This window comes from Arthrobacter sp. B3I4 (assembly GCF_030816855.1).
In the GTDB taxonomy this organism is placed as follows: Bacteria; Actinomycetota; Actinomycetes; order Actinomycetales; family Micrococcaceae; genus Arthrobacter.
Map to the genome: position 1 here is coordinate 3,455,297 of NZ_JAUSYK010000001.1, position 22,324 is coordinate 3,477,620.

Below are 22,324 nucleotides of genomic sequence, written 5' to 3' on the forward strand. Positions count from 1 at the left end.
GATGACCGCTGAACTCGCTGAGCCAGCCTCCAAAATCGAACTGCCCGCCGGCGTCGGCGGCGGCGGGGAAATCCCGTCCTTCGACGTCACCCTGCGTGTTCGCCGCTACAACCCCGAGGTCTCCGAGGAGGCCACCTGGGATGACTTCCACGTTACGATGTACGGCACCGACCGCGTCCTGGACGCCCTGCACAAGATCAAGTGGGAGCAGGACGGCAGCGTCTCCTTCCGCCGCTCCTGCGCGCACGGCGTCTGCGGTTCCGATGCCATGCGCATCAACGGCCGCAACCGGCTCGCCTGCAAGACCCTGCTGAAGGACCTGGACACGTCCAAGCCCATCACGGTCGAACCGATCAAGGGTCTGCCGGTGGAGAAGGACCTGATCGTGGACATGGAACCGTTCTTCCAGTCCTTCCGTGAAGTCATGCCGTTCCTGATCAACCGCGGCCACGAGCCCACCAAGGAACGCCTGCAGTCCGCCGAGGACCGCGAGCGGTTCGACGACACCACCAAGTGCATCCTGTGCGCCGCGTGCACCTCGTCCTGCCCGGTGTTCTGGACCGACGGGCAGTACTTCGGCCCGGCGGCGATCGTCAACGCGCACCGCTTCATCTTCGATTCCCGTGATGACGCCGGCGACATGCGCCTGGAGATCCTCAACGACAAGGAAGGCGTGTGGCGCTGCCGCACCACCTTCAACTGCACCGAGGCGTGCCCCCGCGGCATCCAGGTCACGCAGGCCATCGCCGAGGTCAAGCAGGCCATCCTGTCCCGCAGGATCTAGCGAAACCACAGCACCACCATGACGACGGCGCCTCCCACCTTTCCGGGTGGGGGCGCCGTCGTCGTCATTCCCCCAGTGAAAGGCCCTCATGTCCCGCTCCGAAAAAGTCTCCTTCGAAGGTTCCACCGGCGAACTGCTGTCCGGCGTTCTGGACCTCCCCGAGGGGCCGGTGAAGGGCTGGGGCGTCTTTTCCCATGGCTTCACCCTGGGCAAGGACAGTCCGGCGGCGTCGCGCATGTGCAAGGCGCTGGCGGACAACGGGGTGGGCATGCTCCGCTTTGACAACCTGGGCCTCGGCGAGTCCGCCGGGCTCTGGGCGGAAGGCTCCTTCAGCCACAAGGTCGCGGACACCGTCCGCGCCGCTGAATTCATGCGCGACGCCGGCCGTCCGGTCTCCCTGCTGGTGGGCCATTCCTTCGGCGGCGCCGCGGTGCTGGCGGCGGCCGGCAGTATCCCCGAGCTTGACGCGGTCGCCACCGTCGGCGCCCCGTTCTCACCCAAACATGTCGCGCACGTCTTCGACGCCGCCCTGGACCGGATCCTAAGCGAGGGCAGCGCGGAGGTGGACCTCGGCGGCAAGCGCGTGGAGATCCGCCGGCATTTCGTCGAAGACCTTGAGCACGCCGACCTGACCCGTCATATCCAGCAGCTGCACAAACCGCTGATGGTGCTGCACTCCCCCACCGATAGCACCGTCGGCATCGAAAACGCGAGCAACATCTTCCAGACGGCCCGGCATCCGCGCAGCTTCGTCTCGCTGGAGGGCTCCGACCACTTGCTCACCGGCAAGGGCCAGGCCGCCCGCGCGGCGAAGATTATTTCGGCGTGGTCTGATCAGTACCTCGACGCCGGAAGATAGCGACCGACGCGCGGCGGCGCTCCCGCGGTTCGGCAGGGGTCTTTCCGGGCTGGACCTGCCGGGCACCCCAGCCCGTCGTCTTGGCGGCGGGCGCGGCCGACAGGTCCCCTTCACGCACCGCGGACCAGGCAGCCGAGACGAGGTACACCTGACTGACCAGGTTGAACCAGATCAGCAGGCCGATGATGATGGCGAACGGGGCCAGGATCGGGTTCCGGCCGGCGCTGGCGAGCAGTTGCGTGCTGAAGATCTGCAGCACCGTGGTCCCGGCGGCGGCGAGAATGGTTCCTTCCAGGAGCGCGCGGCGGCTCAGTTTGAGCCCGGCCGCCACCCGGAACATGATCAGCGCCGTTCCCCAGCCCAGCAGCAGCGGCACCACAATCGTCACTGACGTCGCCAGCGGGCGGGCGAGCAGCGGATCGAGGCGCAACAGCCCCGCCACCCAGTCCGCGGCGGTGCCGAACACCAGAGAGGCGCCAGCGCTGACCACCAGCGCCGCGCCGAGCAGCAACAAGGTGGCAGCGTCGCGAACGATCAGCAGGGCCGGGTTGATCCTGCGCGGACCGAGTTGCATCATGGCGCGGACTCCGTCACGCACACCGCTGATCCAGCCCAGGGCGGTGAAAACGGTCACCGCGCCGGCAATCACGGCGGCCCAGCCGAGGTTGGCGGGGTTGAGCAGCTGGTAGGGATCAACCAGCCCCGGGCCGCCGTTGACTTTCAGCAGGCCGGGCGCCGCTTTGGCCACGCTCTTGATGATCTGGTCCAGCAGCGGGGGCTGCCCGCTCAGGAACAGGCCGGCCAGCGAAAATCCGGTCGCCAGCAGACCGGTGATCGAAAAGAACATACGGAAGCCGATGCCGGCACTCATCAGCGGGCCGCGCTGCAGGTTGTAGTGCTGGAAGGCGCGCAGCGGCCGGAGCGTATTGAGCCGGGCAAGCAGTAACGGCACTTTCGCCATCGCCGGTACCGGTCCCCCGCCGGAGCGACGGGCTTTTCCCAGCTCGACCTGTTTGCGGATAACTTCGAGTTTCAGCCCGGCCAGGTCGGTGGGCAGGGGCGGCTTAGCGGCCGCCTGCTGCGTCTGCCGGTCCCCGGCGCTGGTCGTCAGGTTCGGTGCCAAAGTGTAGCTCTTCCCGTAGCTGCCAGATGCCGTTGTCATCGTGCTCGTAAAGTCCCATGCTAGCCACTGGGAAGCTGGCCCTGTAATTCTTCAACACCGTTTCGGCCTCATCCAGGCTTTCCGGGGCAACGTCGTGGGCCACTGTGACGTGGGGGTGGTAGGCGAACGGCAGTTCCCGTTCCAGCGGCCCGGTCTGGAGCTGCCGGTGCAGACTGACGCATTCGCCGAAGCCTGCCTCGACTTTCAGGAAGACCACCGGCGAAACCGGCCGGAAGGAACCGGTGCCCGCGATGGTGACGGTAAAAGGCTCCTGCCGCCGCGCCACCTCCCGCACATGAGCGCAGGTTGCCTCCCAGTCCTGGGTCATGGTGGTGGTCACGAGCGTGATGTGCGCCGGCACCGTCGCCGCCAGGGGGTCCCCGAAGGAGGCACGCCAGCGCCGCAGCTCGTCAGCGACCTTCGGCGGAAAGCCCAGGATGATGCCGATGCTGATGCCATCCTCCTGCGACTGCCCGTTTCCCGTTGCTGCGTCTTTGCGCGGTGCCCCGGCGGCAGCCGTGCGCGGGCCATGGTAGGCGGCACGCCCGGTGTCGCTTGCGGTGACTTTGCTGGCGGACGGCATCGCGCTAGTGGCCTCCCCGTGCTCCGGCGTAGGGCAGGAACCCGACCCTGGCGTAGACCTCCGAGAGTGTGACCGAGGCGATCTCCCGGGCTTTGTCTGCACCAACTGCCAGCAGCCGGTCCAGTTCTGCCGGGTCGGCCAGCAGTTCGTTGGCCCGGTCGCGGATCGGCGAAAGGTGCGCTGTTACGACCTCGGCCAGGTCGACCTTGAGGTGGCCGTACATCTTCCCCTCGTACGCCGCGACAAGCTGGTCCACGCTCCGACCGGTGATCGCCGAATAAATCGTCAGCAGGTTGGACACGCCGGGCTTCGCTTCACGGTCGAAGCGGATCTCGGTCTCCGCGTCGGTCACTGCGGACTTAATCCGTTTGGCGATCACCTTGGGGTCATCCAGCAGGTTGATCAGGCCGGCCGGTGATTCCGCGGACTTCGACATCTTCGCCGTCGGGTTCTGCAGGTCATAGATCTTGGCCGACTCCTTCTGGATGAAGGGCTGCGGCACCGTGAACGTCTCGCCGAAGCGGGAGTTGAACCGCTGGGCAAGGTCGCGGCTTAGTTCCACGTGCTGGCGCTGGTCCTCACCGACCGGCACGCCCTGCGGCTGGTACAGGAGGATGTCCGCGGCCTGCAGGATCGGGTACGTGAACAGCCCGACGCTGGCCTGATCGGAGCCCTGCTTGAGGGCTTTGTCCTTGAACTGGGTCATCCGGGACGCTTCACCGAAGCCGGTGATGCAGTTGAGCACCCAGGCCAGCTGGGCGTGTTCGGGGACCTGGGATTGCACGAACAGGGTGCACTTGTCCACGTCGACGCCGCCGGCGATGTACTGGGCGGCGGTGACCCGGGTCCGGTGCGCGAGCTCCGCCGGGTCCTGCGGGACGGTGATGGCGTGCAGATCCGGGATGAAGAAGACGGCGTCGTATTCGTCCTGCATCCGGACCCAGTTCACCAGGGCGCCGAGGTAGTTGCCGAGGTGCAGGGAGTCTGCCGAGGGCTGCATGCCGGACAGGATGCGGTGCCGGGTACCGGCCGCTGCCGGGATCCCGGCGGCAGCCGACAGGGCGGCGTCGGAGGAGGCGGCGGCCGTCCCGGAGACGGTCGGCGCGGTGAGAGGAGAGGTCATGTGATGAAACCTTAGAGCTAGAGCCGGTAGTCCACTACCAGCGGGGCGTGGTCGGAGAAGCGGGTGTCCCAGGACGGCGCACGGTCAACAACGGCCGACACCGCCGCGGCGGCAAGCGCGGGCGTAGCCAGGTGGTAGTCAAGGCGCCACCCGGCGTCGTTGTCGAAGGCCTTCCCTCGCTGCGACCACCAGGTGTAGGGGCCGTTGACGTTACCCGCCAGGCCCCTGTGTACATCCCTCCAACCGATTTCCTCGCCGAAAAAGCGGTCAAAGTAGGCGCGTTCCTCAGGCAGGAAGCCGGCGCTTTTGACGTTGCCCTTCCAGTTCTTGATGTCCAGCTCGGTGTGGCCGACGTTGAGGTCGCCCACTACCAGCGCATGGTCGCTGTGCTTGGCCAGTTCCGGCAGCCGGGTGCTGATCACGTCGAGGAAGCGGAACTTGTCGTCCTGCTTCGGAGTGCCGACCTCGCCGGAGTGCACGTAGGCACTCGCCACCGTCAGCGTCGAGGCCTCGCCGGCGGCGTCGCGGACAATATAGTCAGCCTCCACCCAACGCCCGGCGGTGGTGAAGTAGGCGTCCCCGATGCAGGACCGGGTGGCAACAGGTTCGGTGCGGGAGGCGATCGCCACGCCGGCGCGGCCCTTGGCTTCGGCCTCGGCGTGCAGGATGTGCCAGCCCTCGCCGAGCAGTTCGCGGACGATCGCATCGGGGGCGCGTACCTCCTGCAGGCAGAGGATGTCCACGTCGCGCGGTGCCAGCCATTCCGCCATGCCCTTTTTGTAGGCGGCGCGAAGGCCGTTGACGTTGACCGATGCGATGCGAAGGTGGTCCTTCTTCAATGCCGAGCTCACCCGCTCCACTCTAGTCGATGATGGTTCCGCTGACCGGCTCGTCAGCGCCGCCCGCGCCCTTCATCATGTCCCGCGCGTTGGTGGCGGTGATCTCGATGGTTTCCAGGGCGCGGCGGATGGTTTCCTGGTCCGCTGCCGCGCCCTTGGCCCGTTCCTGCTCCACCACCCGGACCTGCACCTGGACGATCTTGAAGGAGTGGTCCAGCTTGAGGTCGCGGATGTCGTCTGCCTCGCGGTGGCTGGCGACGAGGCGGGTGGCGCCGTGGTTCGCGCTGCCCGACGACGGCGCGCGGCCGACCGCTGAGTTGAACGCGTTCTGCGCTTCGTTCAGCTTGGCGCCGGCCTTCTTGGCGGCCCGCTGGATGCTGAACACGACGAACGCTGCCAGCGCGAGCCAGAACGCCGCGATGACGGCGACGACCCAGCCCACGACGTCGTTCTGGTTGGCCGCGAAGATGACTGCCACCAAGAAAGCAATGATGAAGACCATCAGTCCGGGTCCGCTGAGGCGGAACATGGAGAACTTTCCGGAGGCGGTGTTGAACGCGGACGGCGTGGAAGAAGGGTTGCCCAGAGATCGCATGAGCCCATTATCGCAAACCGGCCGAAGCCGGGGACGTCCTTCCACCCCCGGCGAACGGTGCGGGCCATTCCCCGCCGGGGGTTACTTCAGAAACAACCCGCGGAGCCGGCCGGTGGTGAGCGCCACACCGAGGACGATCATGACGAGGTAGTAGCCGATGTGGACGACGGTGGCCGGGGTGAACGCACCCACGCTGATCTGCCGCAGCAGCTCCACGCCGTGCCAGAGCGGCATCGCCTGGATCAGCCATTGGATCCACTGCGGGTACACACTCAGCGGGTAGAAGGTGGCGCTGAAGAGGAACATCGGCAGCATCACGAAGTTGATCCAGTCCATCTGCTGGAACGTCTTCATGAAGCTGGTGATGCCCATGCCGAAGCTCGCGAAGCCGAACGCGATCAGCACCGCGGCCGGGATCATCAGGACCGCCCACGGCGTGGTGAGCAGCCCCATCAGCCCCATCACGGCGGTGAACCCGGTGGCGTACATGGCCCCGCGCAGCAGGGCGAGGAAGATCTCGCCCATCGCGACGTCGATCGGGCCCAGCGAGGTGTACAGCATTCCCTGGTAGAGCTTGGCGAAGTTCATCTTGAAAAAGACGTTCCAAGTTGAGTCGTAGACCGCGCCGTTCATCGCCGAGACCGCCAGCAGCGCCGGGGCGATGTAGGCCGCGTAGGAGATCTGCTGGCCGCCGGGGCCCTGCACCGCTCCCACGATCGCGCCGAGGCCCACGCCCATGGAGATCAGGTAGAGCACCGGTTCGAAGAAGCCGGAGAGCATGACCATCCAGTTGCCGCTCTTGGTCGCCATCAGCCCGCGGGCGACGACGGCCCGGACGTTGCGGGAGTAGAGCGGGCCGAAGCGGCGGTTGCGGGCCGCCTCGGTAACGCTGCGGCCGGCGGCGTCGAAACGTCCGGCATCCTGGTGTCCGGCGAGCGTGCTCATGATCCCATCCTTTTGGCGAACTGGCGCCGGGTCAGCACCCAGCCGAGGACCGCCAGGCCGAGCAGGAAGACGACGTGGACCAGGGTCAGCAACGGCGCTTCGTCGTAGCCGTAGCTGAACACCCGGCCCAGTTCGGTGCCGTGCCAGATCGGCGAGATCCAGCCGATCCAGCGGACCGCCAGCGGCAGCGTGTCCAGCGGGAAGAAGGTGCCGGAGAACAGGAACAGCGGCATCACGATGAAACGCATGACCATGGCGAACTGGCCCCGGTCGTCCTTGATGGTCGCGGCGTAGGCCATCAGCGGAAGGCCAAAGGACAGACCGGCCAGGGTGGCCACCAGAATGGAGACCCAGCCCCAGCCGCTCGGTGAGGCACCGAAGAGGGCCACCACCCCGAAGTAGATCGCCGACTGCAGCACGAAGCGGACCGTCACGGCGATGACCTGGCCGGCGGCGATCTGCTCCGGAGTCAGCGGCGAGGCGTGCGGGCCGTAGTAGACCCGGCGCCATTTGAAACCGTCCATCACCGGGAAGGTGAACTCGTTCGCGGCGGTCATGACGGCCGCGGAGATCAGCAGCGCCGGGGCGATGAACGCCAGGTAGCTGACGCCGCCGAAGGCTGCGGTGGCGTTGGTGTCCACCAGGGTGGCGAGGCCGACGCCCATGGCGAAGAGGTAGGCGACTGGCTGGCCGACGCCGTACATGACGATGGTCCAGCCGTAGCCCTTCATCACCCGCAGGACCTGTTCGGCGTAGTAGAAGGAGCCCCAGCGGCGGGCCCGGGCAGCCGAGACGGCCGGTGAGTGTGCGCGCAGGGCGGGCGCGGCCCCCGTCGTTCCCGCCGCCGTCGTGTTCTTAGTCAACGCTGCCTTCTTAGTCAACGAGGCTCCGGCCGGTCAGGCGCAGGAAGACGTCCTCCAGTGAGGAGCGGCGCACCAGCGAGGTGACCGGGTGCAGGCCCCGGGAGGACACCTGTTCCAGCGCCGCTTCGCCGTCGTGGGCGTAAATGAGGACGCGGTCCGGCAGGGTTTCCACGCGTTCGCCGATACCTTCGAGCTCGGCGCCGACGGTGGCGTTGCGTTCCGAGCCGAAGCGCAGTTCGAGGACCTCCCGGGTGGAGTACTCACGGATGAGGCTGGCCGGGGATCCCTCCGCCATGATCCTGCCCTTGTCCACCACGATCAGCCGGTCGCAGAGCTGCTCGGCCTCGTCCATGTAGTGGGTGGTGAGGATCAGGGTGACGCCTTGTTCCTTGAGCCGGAACAGCCGGTCCCAGAGGATGTGGCGGGCCTGGGGGTCCAGGCCGGTGGTGGGTTCGTCCAGGAGCAGGATCCGTGGTTCGTTGATCAGGGACCGGGCGATCGTCAGGCGGCGCTTCATCCCGCCGGAGAGCGCGTCCACCTTGGACTTGGCCTTGTCGGTCAGCTGCGCAAACTCCAGCAGTTCATCGGCTTTGGGCTTCAGGTAGCTCATCGGCAGGCCGAAGTAGCGGCCGTAGACCAGCAGGTTGTCGCGGACCTTGAGTTCCTCGTCCAGGTTGTCCTGCTGCGGCACCACGCCAAGGTGCGCGCGGACCTCGGGCCCGTGCTGCTCCGGGTCCAGGCCCATGATGTTCAGGCTGCCGGAGGTCCGCTGTGAGACCCCGCCGATCATCTTCATGGTGGTGGACTTCCCGGCGCCGTTCGGGCCGAGCAGGCCGAAGGCTTCGCCGGCGGGCACGCGGAAGGAGATGCCGTCGACGGCGGTGACGTCGCCGTAGCTTTTGGTGAGGTTTTCGGCGGTGATGACGTACTGGAGGTCGCCGGTTTCGGCGAGACTGCTGACGGGGAAGTCTTTCGAGACAAGTTCGGACACCCGGAACACGGTACCCGCTCCGGGCAAACTATGAAAGAGTCTCTTCGTAAAAGTTCCGGTCACGTTTTAGACCGTCGGCCCGCAGGTGGCGGCAGCTGCCCGCGGCAGCTCGGCGCCGTCTGGGTGTGGAACGGCGGTTTAAGCGCCTCAGGGCGCCCGCTCCCGAGGGAGGGGGGCGCCCTGAGGGTTCTGGCTTTAGGCGGCGGCGTTCCCGGTGGCTGCGTGGCGTTCGGCGGTCTCCACGACGTTGGCCAGCAGCATGGCGCGGGTCATCGGGCCCACTCCCCCGGGGTTCGGTGAGAGCCAGGCGGCGACGCCGGCCGCGGCGGGTTCAACGTCCCCGGTGACCACGGCCTTGCCGTTGCCGTCGTCGACCCGGCTGACACCGACGTCGAGCACGATCGCACCCGGTTTGAGGTCGGCTGCCTTGATCATGTGCGGCTGCCCGGCCGCGGCGATGACGACGTCGGCCTGCCGGACTTCGGCGGGCAGGTCCACGGTGCCGGTGTGGGCCAGGATGACGGTCGCGTTGACGTCCTTGCGGGTCAGCAGCAGGCCCACCGGACGGCCGATGGTCACGCCGCGGCCGACCACCAGGACGCGCTTGCCTTTCAGGTCGATCCCGTGCCGGGTCAGCAGCTCCACGCACCCCTTGGGTGTGCAGGGCAGCGGGGACTTCATCGGCCCGGCAACGTTGGCCACGAGCCGGCCCAGGTTCATCGGGTGCAGACCGTCGGCGTCCTTGTCCGGATCCATGGCCTCGAGGATGACGTCCTGGTCGATGTGCGCCGGCAGCGGCAGCTGCACGATGTAGCCGGTGCACTCCGGGTTCTCGTTGAGCTCCCGGACCACGGCCAGCAGTTCCTCCTGGCTCGTCTCTTCCGGCAGGTCGCGGCGGATTGAGGTGATGCCCACCTCGGCGCAGTCCTTGTGCTTGCCGCCCACGTACCAGGTGCTGCCCGGGTCGGAGCCGACGAGGATGGTGCCCAGCCCCGGGACGATTCCCTGGGCCTTGAGCGCGGCGACGCGTTCTGTCAGCTCGGCCTTGATCGCCGCCGCCGTCGCCTTGCCGTCGAGGATCCCGGCGGTGTGCGGCTGCGAAGGTGTGGAGTCTGCGGCGGCGTTTGCGGGTGTGGATTCGGTGGCGGTCATGCCGATCACCACTGCTCGTGCTGCGGGTACAGCGGGAAGTCGGCGGCGAGCTTGTCCACCCGCGCCTGCAGCGCTTCGACGTCGGCGCCGGAACCGGCCTTCAGCGCGGTGGCGATGATCTCTGCCACCTCGGTGAACTCCCCGGCGCCAAAGCCGCGGGTGGCCAGGGCGGGGGTGCCGATACGCAGGCCCGAGGTCACCATCGGCGGGCGCGGGTCGAACGGCACCGCGTTGCGGTTCACGGTGATGCCGACCGAGTGCAGCAGGTCTTCGGCTTCTTGGCCGTTCAGCTGGGAGTTGCGCAGGTCCACCAGCACCAGGTGCACGTCGGTCCCGCCGGTGAGGACGGAGACGCCGGCGTCGGCAAGGTCCGACTGGTTCAGCCGGTCTGCGATGATCCGGGCGCCTTCGAGGACGCGCTCCTGGCGCTCCTTGAACTCTTCGGTGCCGGCGATCTTGAAGGCCACAGCCTTGGCCGCGATCACGTGCATGAGCGGACCGCCCTGCTGGCCCGGGAAGACGTTGGAGTTGATCTTCTTGGCCCACTCCTCCTTGGCCAGGATCACGCCGGAGCGGGGACCGGCAAGGGTCTTGTGCACCGTGGAGGTGACGACGTCGGAGTACGGCACCGGGCTGGGGTGCAGTCCCGCGGCGACGAGGCCGGCGAAGTGCGCCATGTCGGTCCAGAGCAGCGCACCGACCTCGTCCGCAATCGAGCGGAAGGCCTCGAAGTCAAGGTGGCGGGGGTAGGCGGACCAGCCGGCAATGATGACCTGCGGCTTTTCGGCGAGCGCCTGCGTCCGGAGCTTGTCCATGTCGATCCCGAAGCTGTCTTCCTCGACCTGGTACGCGGCAACCTCGTAGAGCTTGCCGGAGAAGTTGAGCTTCATGCCGTGGGTAAGGTGTCCGCCGTGGGCCAGCGACAGACCCAGGATCTTGTCCCCCGGCTTGATCATGGCGGACAGCGCGGCGGCATTGGCCTGGGCGCCGGAGTGCGGCTGGACGTTGGCGAATTCGGCGCCGAAGAGTTCCTTCACCCGGTCGATCGCGAGCTGCTCGGCTACGTCGACGTACTCGCAGCCGCCGTAGTAGCGGCGGCCCGGGTAGCCCTCGGCGTATTTGTTGGTCAGGACCGAGCCCTGAGCCTCCATGACGGCGCGCGGCGCGAAGTTTTCGGAGGCGATCATCTCCAGGGTGCCGCGCTGGCGGCCGAGCTCCTGGTCCAGGACGGCGGCGATTTCGGGATCAAGTTCAGCGAGCGGCTGGTTGCTTACGGCTGCTGAGGAAAGGCGAAGGGAAGTAGTCACGAAGAACTCCTGGCTTGGCAACGGTCACTGCTTAAGGTCAGGTTACCGGCTGGCCCGCCGCCGCGCCGCTAAATTACGGGCCCCGGCGAAGGGATCCGTACAGCGGCCGCAGCACCCCTAGAGAGGTACCACCGGCGGGTTGGCAGCGAAGGCTGCCGACCGGAAAACATGACCCTCGGCCCAGGCGTACGATCCGTGGTCTGCGTGCGTGCCGCTCCCTGGTGGTTACCCACCCAACGCCAGTTGCGACAAAGACAAGGGTATCCCAGCCCGCCGGTAGGCTTTCCTTCGTGACTGACGACCAGCTGACTGCCTCCTATGTCCTGACTCTCTCCTGCCCGGACCGGCCCGGAATCGTGCACGCCGTGGCCGGCGCCCTGCTCGTGGCCGGCTGCAACATTACGGATTCGCAGCAGTACGGCAGCCAGGGCACCGGAACCTTTTTTATGCGGGTGGAAGCAACGACGGCGTCCCCGCCGGCCCACCTGCACGCGGCGCTGGCACCCGTGGCCCAGGCGTTCGGCATGCAGTGGAACCTCAACCCGGCCGGCCGCAGGATCCGCACCCTGCTGATGGCCAGCACCTCCGCGCACTGCCTCAACGACCTGCTGTTCCTGCAGCGCTCCGGCACCCTGCCGATCGAGATTCCGGCCATCGTCTCGAACCACCGGGACCTCGCCGGCCTGGCCGAGTTCTACGGCATCCCCTTCCACCACATCCCCGTCACGAAGGACACCAAGGCGGCGGCCGAGGATGCGCTGCGCCGGCTCATGGCCGAGCATGACATCGAGCTCACGGTCCTGGCCCGCTACATGCAGATCCTCTCCGACGAGCTCTGCGCCGAGCTCTCCGGCAAGGCGATCAACATCCACCACTCCTTCCTGCCCTCCTTCAAGGGGGCCAAGCCGTACCACCAGGCCCACGCCCGCGGGGTGAAGCTGATCGGCGCGACCGCACACTACGTCACCGCTGCCCTGGACGAGGGACCCATCATCGAGCAGGAAGTCATCCGGGTGGACCATCGGCGCACGGCCGAGCAGTTCGTCCAGATGGGCCGCGACGTCGAGGGCCGCACGCTGGCCCAGGCCGTGCAGTGGCACGCCGAACACCGGGTGCTGCTGGACGGCAACCGGACGGTGGTCTTCAGCTAGGCTTCCCTGCCGGGGTCCGGGCGCTGCTCCGCCGGGGCTTGTCCCGGACGCGGCGCGGCCCTTAACTGGAGCCATGACATCACCGCGGACAGATCAGCTGGCAGATTTCGTCGCCCTGCTCAAGGCCGAGGGCCGGCGGAGCGTGCTGGGCGTGGACTGCGGCACCGGGGCGGACGGGCTTCTCGTTGTCCGTGCCGGCCTGCACTTCACCGGGGTGGACGCTTCGGAAGAGAACATCCATGCCGCGCGCGCCCGCGGCCTGTCGGCGTCGGTGGCAACCGGCCGGTCGCTGCCCTTCGCAGACGGCGCGTTCACCGCCGTCTGGGCCGTCGACGCACTGGCGGAACTGCCAGCCGGCGCACGGAACGACGTCGTCCGCGAGCTGCGGCGCGTGGCCGAACCCGGCGCGCCGATCGCCGTCGTCCTCCCCGAGCCCGGCCTGGTCCCCGAAGACCCCGGCCTCGGCCCGGGCTTCGCCGTCCTCCGCACCCCCGCCTAAAGCCCCACCCTCCCTCACCTCCGGCCGCCTTCCCCCCAACCCTCCCTCACCTCCGGCCACCTTCCCCCCAACCCTCCCTCACCTCCGGCCGCCTTCCCCCTGACCCTCCCTCACCTCCGGCCGCCTTTCCGCAGAACCGCCAAACTTGAGGGAGCGTCACGCCCAATAACCGCCAAACCTGAGGGAGCGTCACCCCCAATAACCGCCAAACCTGAGGGAGCGTCACCCCCAATAACCGCCAAACCTGAGGGAGCGTCACCCCCAATAACCGCCAAACCTGAGGGAGCGTCACCCCCAATAACGGCCAAACCTGAGGGAGCGTCACGTCCACAACCGCCGGATCTGTGGGAGGGGTCCATAGGAGGGTCGGTGTTCTAGGCTGAAGCCATGACTCCCGTTTACGCCTTCGCCGGTGACACCCCCGTTATCCACGACTCCGCTTTCATTGCCCCGAGCGCCTCGGTGATCGGCAAAGCCACGATGGCGGAGAACTCCAGCGCTTTCTACGGCGTCTCGGTCAGGGCCGATACCGCCGCCATCAGCGTCGGCGCGGGCACCAACCTGCAAGACAACGTCGTGCTGCACGCCGACCCGGACTTCCCCTGCATGGTCGGGGCGCGGGTCAGCGTCGGCCACAGCGCCGTCGTTCACGGCTGCACGGTCGAGGACGACTGCCTGATCGGCATGAGTGCCACCATCCTCAACGGGGCGGTGATCGGCGCGGGCTCCCTCGTGGCGGCCGGCGCCGTCGTCCTCGAGGGCACGGTCGTCCCGCCGCGCTCACTGGTCGCCGGGGTGCCGGCGAAGGTGCGCCGGGAACTGAGTGATGAGGAGTTCGACGGCGTCCGGCACAACGCCGCGCACTACCAGGAACTCGCCCGCGCACACCGCGAACTGCACGCCTGACGTGGGCACGGCGACGGCTCCTCCCGGCGCGCCACGCTCGCCCCTGTTGCGTTAACTTCTTGACTACAAGCAGGTGATGGGGCACGCTTTCTTGCATGCCCTCACCAACGCGCTCAACGAGGAGCCGCACTAGAAACCCCGGGTCGCAGTCCGCCCTCCGGCATTTGAACCAGCAGCGAATCATCGAATGCCTGCTGGCAGGCCCCTCCACCCAGGCCGAACTGGCCCGGCAGACCGGCCTCTCCACGGCCACGGTGTCAAACATCGTCAAGATCATGCAGGACGCGGGGCTGGCGTCGACGGAGCCCACCACCAGCTCCGGACGCCGGGCGCTGAACGTCCGGCTCAACAGCAACGGCGCCGTCGCGGTCGGCATTGACTTCGGCCGGCGCCACCTCCGGGTAGTGCTCGCCTCGCTCAGCTACCACGTCCTGGCGGAGGAACTGGTCCTGCTCCCCCTGGGCCACCACGCGGAGGAGGGCATCGCCGCCGCCGTCGCCGTGCTGGACCGGCTGCTGGCCACAAGCGGGGTGGAACGCAGCGCCCTGGTGGGTGCCGGCGTCGGCATCCCCGGGCCCATCGACCGCCGCACCGGCACCGTCGCACAGGGCGCCATCCTGCCCGAATGGGTGGGTATCAACATCCTCAAACGGCTCGAAGAAGCGCTGGAACTGCCGGTCTTTGTCGACAACGACGCCAACCTGGGGGCCTTGTCCGAGGTCACCTGGGGCCCGCACGGCGGGGTCAGCAACCTCTTGTTCCTCAAGATCGGCTCCGGCATCGGTGCCGGGCTGATCCTGAACGGCATGCCCTACTACGGCAACGTCGGCATCACCGGCGAAATCGGCCACGCCACGATTCACGAACACGGCCTGGTCTGCCGCTGCGGAAACCGCGGCTGCCTGGAAACCATCGCCTCCACCACGACCATGCTCGAACTCCTTGGCCGCGGCGAGGACAAGCCGCTGACCAGCGAGGACATCGTCCGCAAGGCCCTGGCGCGCGACTCCGCGACGCTTCGGGTGGTGGACGACGCCGGCCTCGCCGCCGGGCGCGCGCTGGGCAACGTCGCCAACCTTATCAACCCGGAAGTGATCGTCGTCGGCGGCCCGCTGGCCGGGCTGGGCGAGCTGTTGCTGGACCCGATCCGGCGCGGCCTGGTCCGGCACGCCGTTCCCGTTATCGGCGACACCACCACGCTCACCATGTCCTCGCTCGGCGACCGGGCCGAGGCACTCGGGGCAACTTCCCTGGTGTTCCAGCACGCCGGAATCCGGCGCAGCTGACGAAGCCGTTACCGGGCCGTTGCGTTAAAGACTTGACGACAATGGCGTGATCCAGTTTACTTTTCCATCAGACGGCCCTGCGGTTTGCAGGGGCGGACAACGAAGTCATGCATTGGAGGCGTAAGGGCAGATGACGTCCCTCAACACGCACAGCGATCCCGTAATCCTCGAGATGCGCTCCATCACCAAAGAGTTCCCCGGCGTTAAAGCATTGGCCGAGGTGAACCTCCGGGTGAAAGCCGGCGAGATCCACGCCATCTGCGGCGAAAACGGCGCCGGAAAATCAACCCTCATGAAGGTGCTCTCCGGCGTTTACCCCTACGGCAGCTACACGGGCGACATCGTCTACCAAAGCGAAGTCCAGCAGTTCAAGGACATCCGGGCCAGCGAGCACGCCGGCATCGTGATCATCCACCAGGAACTGGCGCTCATCCCGGAACTGTCCATCATGGAGAACATCTTCCTGGGCAACGAACCGACAAAACGCGGCATGATCGACTGGGCCGAGGCCCGGATCCGCTCCACCGAGCTGCTCGCCCGGGTGGGCCTCCGCGAAGACCCGGACACCCCGATCAAGGAAATCGGCGTCGGCAAGCAGCAGCTCGTCGAAATCGCCAAGGCTCTCAACAAGTCCGTCAAGCTCCTGATCCTGGACGAGCCCACCGCCGCCCTGAACGAATCCGACTCCCAGCACCTGCTGGACCTGATCCTGGGCCTCAAGGGCCGCGGCATCACCTCAATCATCATTTCGCACAAGCTCAACGAGATCGAGCAGATCGCCGACTCCATCACCATCATCCGCGACGGCAAATCGATCGAGACCCTCGACGTCAAGGCCGACGGCGTCGACGAGGACCGCATCATCAAGGGCATGGTGGGCCGGACCCTGGAATCCCGCTTCCCGGAGCACGAGCCCAAGATCGGCGAAACCTTCTTCGAGGTCAAGAACTGGAATGTGGGACATCCCCAGATCCAGGACCGGCTGGTCTGCAAGAACTCCAGCTTCTTCGTCCGGCGCGGTGAGATCGTCGGCTTCGCCGGCCTGATGGGTGCCGGGCGCACCGAGCTCGCCAGGTCGCTCTTCGGCCGCTCCTACGGCCGCTTCATCTCCGGCCACGTCTACAAGAACGGCAAGGAGCTGCACCTCAAGACCGTCAAGCAGGCCATCGACGCCGGCCTGGGCTACGTCACGGAGGACCGCAAGTCACTGGGCCTGAACCTGCTCGATGACATCAAAGCCACCACGGTCTCGGCGGCGCTGAAGAAAATCAGCAAGCACAACGTCGTGGACGCCGACAAGGAATTCACCGTAGCCGAGCAGTACCGCAAGTCGCTGCGCACCAAGACGCCGTCCGTGGAGGAAGGCGTCGCGAAGCTCTCCGGCGGCAACCAGCAGAAGGTGGTGCTGGCGAAGTGGATGTTCACCGACCCGGACCTGCTGATCCTGGATGAGCCCACCCGCGGCATCGACGTCGGCGCCAAGTACGAGATCTACGGCATCATCCAGCAGCTCGCCAACCAGGGCAAGGGCGTCATCGTGATCTCCTCGGAACTGCCCGAGCTGCTGGGTCTCTCCGACCGCATCTACACCATCTTCGAAGGCGCCATCACCGGCGTGCTGACCAAAGAGGAAGCCAGCCAGGAAAGCCTCATGAAACTGATGACTTCCGCCCGCAAGATTGCCTGACTCTGGGCCATCCAGAACATTCCGGACAACAAGGACTGACACAATGAACGCGCTCAAGAAGCTCTTTGGCGGCAACACCCGCCAATTCGGCATGATCTTCGCCCTGGTTGCGCTGATCATCTTCTTCCAGATTTTCACCGAGGGCCGCACGCTCACCCCGGGCAACGTCATCAACCTCTTCAACGGCAACTCCTACATCCTGATCCTCGCGATCGGCATGGTGCTGGTGATCATCGCCGGCCACATCGACCTCTCGGTCGGTTCCGTCGCGGCGTTCGTGGGCGTCAGCGTCGCCCTGATGCTCCGCGACTGGGGCATCCCGTGGTACCTGGGCATCCTCTTCGGCCTGCTGCTCGGCGCCCTCATCGGCGCATGGCAGGGGTTCTGGACGGCCTACGTAGGGATCCCGGCCTTCATCGTCACACTGGCCGGCATGCTCCTCTTCCGCGGCTTCAACCAGTACGTCGGCAAGTCCAACACCATTCCGGTTTCCAGTGATTTCCAGTACATCGGGTCCGGTTACCTGCCCGAGGTCGGGCCCAACACCGGCTACAACAACCTCACCGTGCTGCTGGGCCTGCTCGGGGTCGCGTTCGTGATCTTCAGCGAGATGCGCTCGCGCCGCAAGGCCAAGGCCCTCGGCGCCGAGGTTCCTGAAACCTGGGTGACCGTGACCAAGCTCGTCCTGATCTGCGCGGCCATCCTGTACGCGACGTACCTGTTCGCGACCGGCCGCCCCGGTACCTCCTTCCCGATCCCGGGCCTAATCCTGGCAGTCCTGGTCCTGATCTACGGCTTCATCTCCTCCAAGACCATCATCGGCCGGCACGTCTACGCCGTCGGCGGCAACCGCCACGCGGCTGAGCTCTCCGGTGTCCAGTCCAAGAAGGTCAACTTCCTGGTCATGATGAACATGTCCATCCTGGCCGGCCTGGCCGGCATGATCTTCGTCGGCCGCTCCACCGCTTCCGGCCCGTTCGACGGCGTCGGCTGGGAACTCGACGCCATTGCGGCCGTCTTCATCGGCGGCGCCGCGGTGACCGGCGGCGTCGGCACCGTGATCGGCTCGATCGTTGGTGGCTTGGTGATGGCCGTCCTGAACAACGGCCTGCAGCTCCTCGGCGTCGGCGCCGACCTGACCCAGATCATCAAGGGCCTGGTGCTCCTGATCGCCGTCGCCTTCGACGTCTACAACAAGACCCAGGGCAAGAAGTCGATCATCGGCATGATGATGAAGAACTTCGGCCGCGGCAGCGAAAACCGCCCCGACGAGACCACTTCCACCAAAGAGGTTATTGCCAAGGAAGCCTGAGCAGTTTCCCCACGAACCCCCGATACTCCGAACACCATCTAAAGAAAGTGAACCAAGCAATGCAACTGATTGGTAAAGCAGGAAAGGCAGCAGCGATCGCTGCTATTGCGGCACTGGCGCTGACAGCCTGCGGCCGTTCCGACAGCGGAACTTCCGGTGGCGCTAGTGGCGGCGAGGCGTTCCCCAAGGACTCCTCGATCGGCGTCGCGCTCCCGCAGAAGACCAGTGAAAACTGGGTGCTGGCCGAGAAGCTGTTCAACGACGGGCTCACCAAGGCCGGGTTCAAGGCAGACGTGCAGTTCGCCAACGGCGGCGTCTCGGAGCAGCAGAACCAGATCAGCGCCATGGTCACCAAGGGCGCCAAGGTCATCATCGTGGGCGCCATTGACGGCGCGCAGCTGGGCACCCAGCTCAAGCAGGCCAAGGACTCCGGCGCGACCATCATCGCCTACGACCGTCTGCTGCTGAACACCGAGAACGTCGACTACTACGTCGCTTACGACAACTTCAAGGTCGGCGAACTGCAGGGCCAGGCCCTGCTGGACGGCATGAAGGCCAAGAAGCCCACCGGCCCGTACAACATCGAACTGTTCGCCGGTTCCCCGGATGACGCCAACGCGAAGGTCTTCTTCGACGGCGCCATGAAGGTGCTCCAGCCCAAGATCGACGACGGCACCCTGGTCATCAAGTCCGGCCAGAAGTCCTTCGAGCAGGCCGTGACCCAGGGCTGGAAGGCAGAGAACGCCCAGCGCCGTGCCGATACCCTGCTCACCGGCAGCTACGGCAGCGCCCCGCTGGACGGCGTACTGTCCCCGAACGACACGCTGGCCCGTGCAGTCCTGACCTCGGTCAAGGCCGCCGGCAAGCCGCTGCCCGTCATCACCGGCCAGGACTCCGAAGTTGAGTCGGTCAAGTCCATCATGGCTGGCGAGCAGTACTCCACCATCAACAAGGACACCCGCAAGCTCGTTGAGCACGCGATCACCATGGTCAAGGACATCCAGGCCGGCAAGAAGCCTGAGATCAACGACGACAAGTCCTACAACAACAAGGTCAAGACCGTCCCGGCCTTCCTGCTGGAGCCGGTCATTGTGACCAAGGAAAACGTCAAGACGGCTTACGTCGACGATCCGGTACTCGGACCGATCACCAAGTAGTTCAACGGCTTGACACCAAGGCCCCGGCTCCTCGCAATGACCAGTTCATTCGGGGGGCCGGGGCTTTTCCGTGAAGCGAAGCCCGCCGGGCCCGGGTGAGAGGATGGCAGCATGACTGCGCCCATCGCCACGCCCTGGCTGTCCACCCAACTCGACCAGGACCCGCGGACGGCCACCGGTTCCCGGTTGCGCTGGGGCGTCATCGCCACCGGCGGCATCGCCGCCGCGGTGACCCGTGACCTGGAGCTGCTGGCGGACGCGGAACTGTACGCGGTGTCCTCCCGCAGCCAGGCCGCTGCAGACGCGTTCGCCGCGGACTACGGTTTCGCGAAGGCCTACGGTGACCAGGACGGCGTGACCGGCTACGCCCGGCTGCTGGCCAACGACGCCGTCGACGTCGTCTACGTCGCCACGCCGCACGCCCAGCACCATGCGATCGCCAAGGCGGCCCTCAACGCCGGAAAGCACGTGCTGTGCGAGAAGGCGTTCACGATCAACGCCCGGGAAGCCGCCGAGCTCGTGGAGCTGGCGCGGACCAGGGGCCTGTTCCTGATGGAAGCCATGTGGAGCCGGTTCCTGCCCAGCATGCAGCGGGCCTTCGAGATCGCCGCGTCGGGCGAGATCGGCGAGGTCAAGTGGGTCGGGGCCGATCTGGGCTTCCCGGCGCCCTACTCCCCCACCTCCCGACTCTGGGCGCCGCGGGACGGCGGCGGCGCGCTGCTGGACATCACCATCTACCCGCTGTTGTGGGCACTCGGTACGCTGGGCTTCCCGCAGACGGTCAGTGCCACCGGCTGGCTCAACGACGCTGGCGTGGACGCCCAGAACGCGCTGACCCTCGGCTACCACCATGGCGCCCAGGCGCAGCTGACGTCTTCGCTCCTGGCCCACGGCCCGCGCGCCGCTACTGTTGCCGGCAGTGGAGGCTTCCTGCAGAGCCTTGGCTCGGTCAACAATCCCACGGAACTGCTGGTCCGGGTCGGCTTCGACGAGCCACGGATCGAGCGGTTCAGCGCTGTCGGACGCGGCTACAGCTATGAACTGCGCGAAGTCACCCGATGCATCCAGCAGGGCCTCACAGAGAGCCCGGTGATGCCACTGGAGGAATCGCTGGACACCATGCGGTTGTTCGACGGCGTCCGCGCACAGCTGGGCGTGAGCTACCCCAACGACCTGCACTAGCGGCGCACCGGAGGAACTCCGGGAAAGCCTGGTCCGGGCGGCCGACGGCGGGCGGAACCAGCGCGGCGGGCGGACGACGAGTCTGCCCTGCGGAGAACGGTCCCGTTTCCTCTGGACTCGCCCCCACCCTCGGATCTACTCTATAGACCAATCGTCGAACTTATTCGGGGAGGGGTGTTGCGCATGCGCTTGCCAACGAACCCTTCCGCCCTGCTCCGGACCCTCCGGCGGCTGCTGCTGGCGGCCGCGGCCGGTCTAGCGTGGCTGGCGCTTTCGGCCGGAGCAGCGAATGCCGACGGCCTCACGGCAACCAAGGCTGTTGCGAGTGCTCCGGTCGCCAGTTTCGCCACCATGATCCAGCTGCCCATGACGGATGAAGCCCTGGAGCTCGGTTCGCCGGCACCGCCTGCCCCCTCGGCCACCCCGACGCTGCTCGCCTCCGCTGTGCCCGCTCCAGCATCATCGACTGACCCGACCCTGGCCGTACAGCCCGCCGCGACGTTCGCTCCGATGCCGTTGTCCACCGCCGCCCCGACAGCCGAAACGCTCACCGCCCCGCAGCCGGCCCCGACAGCCACCATAAGTCCCGTGGCGGCACCGCCGGCTGCGCAGCCGTCACCGACGTCCGCCCCGGCGCCTGACCCCACCGCTCCGTCCGCTCCGGCTCCCACCCCGCCGCCGACGTCCGTGCCCGCCCCGGCGCCGGCGTCGCCGACGCCTGCTCCTGCGCCGCCCACGACACAGGCTCCAGCGCCCGCTCCAACGACGCCGGCACCGAGCCCGGCCGCCCCCGCACCTGCCCCCACTGATTCGGCCACACCGGCACCCAGCCCCACTGCCCCGGCGACCAACCCGGCCACGCTCCCCGGGACCTCGCCGGGCGTCCCGGTCATTCAGCCCACGCCAACCCCCAGCCTTCCCGGCACCCTGCCGGCGCCGGGTACGACCTCCGGCGCAACTCCGCCGGCTCCGCCGACAACCCCGGCGCCCGGCACCGCGCCTGCTGCCCCTGGCCCCACGGCTCCTGAGACGCCGACGACCGCGCCCCACCAGGCAGGCCCTTCACCCGCGCCCCTGGTTCTGCCCCTGGAAACCATGGCGGCGGTCGCCCCGGCACCCGATCCGCCGCAGGCGTGCGGCACCAGCCAGCAACGCGTCATGACCGAATCAGCGGCCCACCCCGCTTACGCCGCAGCGCACTCCGCATACACCCCGGTGCTGGTCCTTCCGGAGCCGCAGGGCGCCGGAACCCCTGCCGGTGCACAGCCGCCGGGCAGCGCTGTGCCCGCAAGCCCTGCTCCGGCCGGCGACAACCCGGCGGGGGAACCGGCCGGCAACGGTAACGGACCGCTCCCCTTGGGCGGCGGAACCGGCCTTCCTGCACCGAATGCGCTTCCGGCTACACCGGGCTCCGGGTCCGGCAGCGGTTCCACCGCCGGCGGGACGCCAGGCGCCGCTGCCTGGCTGCCCGATGCCATCTTCTTTGTCCCCCCTCTCGGTGCCGACCCAATCAGCGGCCAGCTACAGCACGTCCATTCTGCTGTTGCCGCTGATCCCGGATCTTCTCCTGACTAGTAGGGCCGTTCTCTGCCATTTCGCTGCGCAGAGCACGGTCCTTCGGGTTGCCATGTGCGCCCGCCATCAGTCATTCAGGAGAACTTCCTATGGACACCACCGTCCGCCACCGGTTTCCCGGCACCCCCGTCCGTCGTAGGCGCACCGTCTCAGCGCCTTCCGCGGCCGGGCGCATGACATCAGGTGGCACACCCCTGCAGCGTCGCCGCACCCCTGTGATACCCCCCACCGCGGAACGCCCCCCGTAGCGCGTCCCGCTCCTGTCCAGGTCCACTTGGCCGCCGGAGCGAAGTCGTTGGTTCCGCTGGGGGATCCAACGGCCTCGCAAGCACCGGCGAGTATCCTGACTCTCCATACGAAAGGTGC

General features: G+C 67.2%; 21 protein-coding genes. 11 read left to right on the forward strand and 10 right to left on the reverse strand.

Annotated features, from left to right (window positions below):
• The first annotated feature begins 1 nt into the window (after position 1).
• Complete coding sequence (locus QFZ61_RS16230) at positions 2-784, forward strand: succinate dehydrogenase iron-sulfur subunit (RefSeq protein WP_307037756.1); 783 nt, start codon at positions 2-4, stop codon at positions 782-784.
• 88 nt (positions 785-872) lie between these two features.
• Positions 873-1,643, forward strand: a complete 771-nt coding sequence (locus QFZ61_RS16235; RefSeq protein ID WP_307037758.1) for a S9 family peptidase — start codon at positions 873-875, stop codon at positions 1,641-1,643.
• Here QFZ61_RS16235 and QFZ61_RS16240 read toward each other — a convergent pair.
• The 10 genes from QFZ61_RS16240 to glyA form a co-directional block, all read right to left on the reverse strand.
• Positions 1,600-2,766, reverse strand: coding sequence for a YihY/virulence factor BrkB family protein (locus tag QFZ61_RS16240; protein ID WP_373427177.1), 1,167 nt, complete (start codon positions 2,764-2,766; stop codon positions 1,600-1,602). The two genes, QFZ61_RS16235 and QFZ61_RS16240, sit on opposite strands and share 44 nt — an antisense overlap.
• Positions 2,708-3,388 carry a 2'-5' RNA ligase family protein gene (locus tag QFZ61_RS16245; RefSeq protein ID WP_307037760.1) on the reverse strand — a complete coding sequence of 227 codons (681 nt, stop codon included), beginning with the start codon at positions 3,386-3,388 and terminating at the stop codon, positions 2,708-2,710. The genes QFZ61_RS16240 and QFZ61_RS16245 overlap by 59 nt, the downstream gene beginning before the upstream one ends.
• Positions 3,389-3,392: 4 nt before the next feature.
• Positions 3,393-4,511 (reverse strand): tryptophan--tRNA ligase, encoded by a 1,119-nt coding sequence (trpS, locus tag QFZ61_RS16250; protein ID WP_307037762.1) that lies wholly within the window; start codon positions 4,509-4,511, stop codon positions 3,393-3,395.
• A 17-nt stretch (positions 4,512-4,528) separates the two neighbouring features.
• Complete coding sequence (locus QFZ61_RS16255) at positions 4,529-5,362, reverse strand: exodeoxyribonuclease III (protein ID WP_307037763.1); 834 nt, start codon at positions 5,360-5,362, stop codon at positions 4,529-4,531.
• A gap of 10 nt (positions 5,363-5,372) precedes the next feature.
• Entirely contained in the window at positions 5,373-5,945 is a 573-nt protein-coding gene (locus QFZ61_RS16260) for a hypothetical protein (protein ID WP_307037765.1), read from the reverse strand.
• A gap of 81 nt (positions 5,946-6,026) precedes the next feature.
• On the reverse strand, positions 6,027-6,890 hold the full coding sequence (locus QFZ61_RS16265; RefSeq protein WP_307037766.1) for an ABC transporter permease: 864 nt from the start codon (positions 6,888-6,890) through the stop codon (positions 6,027-6,029).
• Positions 6,887-7,753, reverse strand: coding sequence for an ABC transporter permease (locus QFZ61_RS16270; RefSeq protein WP_307037768.1), 867 nt, complete (start codon positions 7,751-7,753; stop codon positions 6,887-6,889). Before QFZ61_RS16270 ends, QFZ61_RS16265 begins: the two co-directional genes overlap by 4 nt.
• A gap of 10 nt (positions 7,754-7,763) precedes the next feature.
• Positions 7,764-8,675, reverse strand: coding sequence for an ABC transporter ATP-binding protein (locus tag QFZ61_RS16275; protein ID WP_307038281.1), 912 nt, complete (start codon positions 8,673-8,675; stop codon positions 7,764-7,766).
• Positions 8,676-8,939: 264 nt separating this feature from the next.
• Positions 8,940-9,896, reverse strand: a complete 957-nt coding sequence (locus tag QFZ61_RS16280; protein ID WP_307037771.1) for a bifunctional methylenetetrahydrofolate dehydrogenase/methenyltetrahydrofolate cyclohydrolase — start codon at positions 9,894-9,896, stop codon at positions 8,940-8,942.
• A gap of 5 nt (positions 9,897-9,901) precedes the next feature.
• The gene (glyA, locus tag QFZ61_RS16285; protein ID WP_307037773.1) at positions 9,902-11,203 is read right to left on the reverse strand and encodes a serine hydroxymethyltransferase; all 1,302 of its coding nucleotides are present in this window, start codon (positions 11,201-11,203) and stop codon (positions 9,902-9,904) included.
• A 290-nt stretch (positions 11,204-11,493) separates the two neighbouring features.
• On the opposite strand from glyA, the gene purU reads away from it, so the two are divergent.
• The 9 genes from purU to QFZ61_RS16330 all read left to right on the forward strand — a co-directional run bounded on the left by purU (position 11,494) and on the right by QFZ61_RS16330 (position 21,958).
• Positions 11,494-12,354: a formyltetrahydrofolate deformylase gene (gene purU, locus QFZ61_RS16290; RefSeq protein WP_307037775.1), complete on the forward strand. Its 861-nt coding sequence runs from the start codon at positions 11,494-11,496 to the stop codon at positions 12,352-12,354.
• Between the two features lie 73 nt (positions 12,355-12,427).
• Complete coding sequence (locus QFZ61_RS16295; protein WP_307037777.1) at positions 12,428-12,853, forward strand: class I SAM-dependent methyltransferase; 426 nt, start codon at positions 12,428-12,430, stop codon at positions 12,851-12,853.
• Positions 12,854-13,240: 387 nt separating this feature from the next.
• Positions 13,241-13,759: a gamma carbonic anhydrase family protein gene (locus QFZ61_RS16300; protein ID WP_307037779.1), complete on the forward strand. Its 519-nt coding sequence runs from the start codon at positions 13,241-13,243 to the stop codon at positions 13,757-13,759.
• Between the two features lie 95 nt (positions 13,760-13,854).
• Complete coding sequence (locus QFZ61_RS16305) at positions 13,855-15,045, forward strand: ROK family transcriptional regulator (RefSeq protein WP_307037780.1); 1,191 nt, start codon at positions 13,855-13,857, stop codon at positions 15,043-15,045.
• Positions 15,046-15,175: 130 nt separating this feature from the next.
• On the forward strand, positions 15,176-16,732 hold the full coding sequence (mmsA, locus tag QFZ61_RS16310) for a multiple monosaccharide ABC transporter ATP-binding protein (RefSeq protein ID WP_307037782.1): 1,557 nt from the start codon (positions 15,176-15,178) through the stop codon (positions 16,730-16,732).
• Positions 16,733-16,775: 43 nt separating this feature from the next.
• On the forward strand, positions 16,776-18,044 hold the full coding sequence (mmsB, locus tag QFZ61_RS16315) for a multiple monosaccharide ABC transporter permease (RefSeq protein WP_307037784.1): 1,269 nt from the start codon (positions 16,776-16,778) through the stop codon (positions 18,042-18,044).
• Between the two features lie 59 nt (positions 18,045-18,103).
• Complete coding sequence (locus QFZ61_RS16320; RefSeq protein WP_307037786.1) at positions 18,104-19,201, forward strand: sugar-binding protein; 1,098 nt, start codon at positions 18,104-18,106, stop codon at positions 19,199-19,201.
• Between the two features lie 111 nt (positions 19,202-19,312).
• Positions 19,313-20,383, forward strand: coding sequence for a Gfo/Idh/MocA family protein (locus tag QFZ61_RS16325; protein WP_307037788.1), 1,071 nt, complete (start codon positions 19,313-19,315; stop codon positions 20,381-20,383).
• 183 nt (positions 20,384-20,566) lie between these two features.
• A complete protein-coding gene (locus QFZ61_RS16330) occupies positions 20,567-21,958 on the forward strand; it encodes a hypothetical protein (protein ID WP_307037790.1) in 1,392 nt (463 codons plus the stop codon).
• The last annotated feature ends 366 nt before the right edge of the window (positions 21,959-22,324 follow it).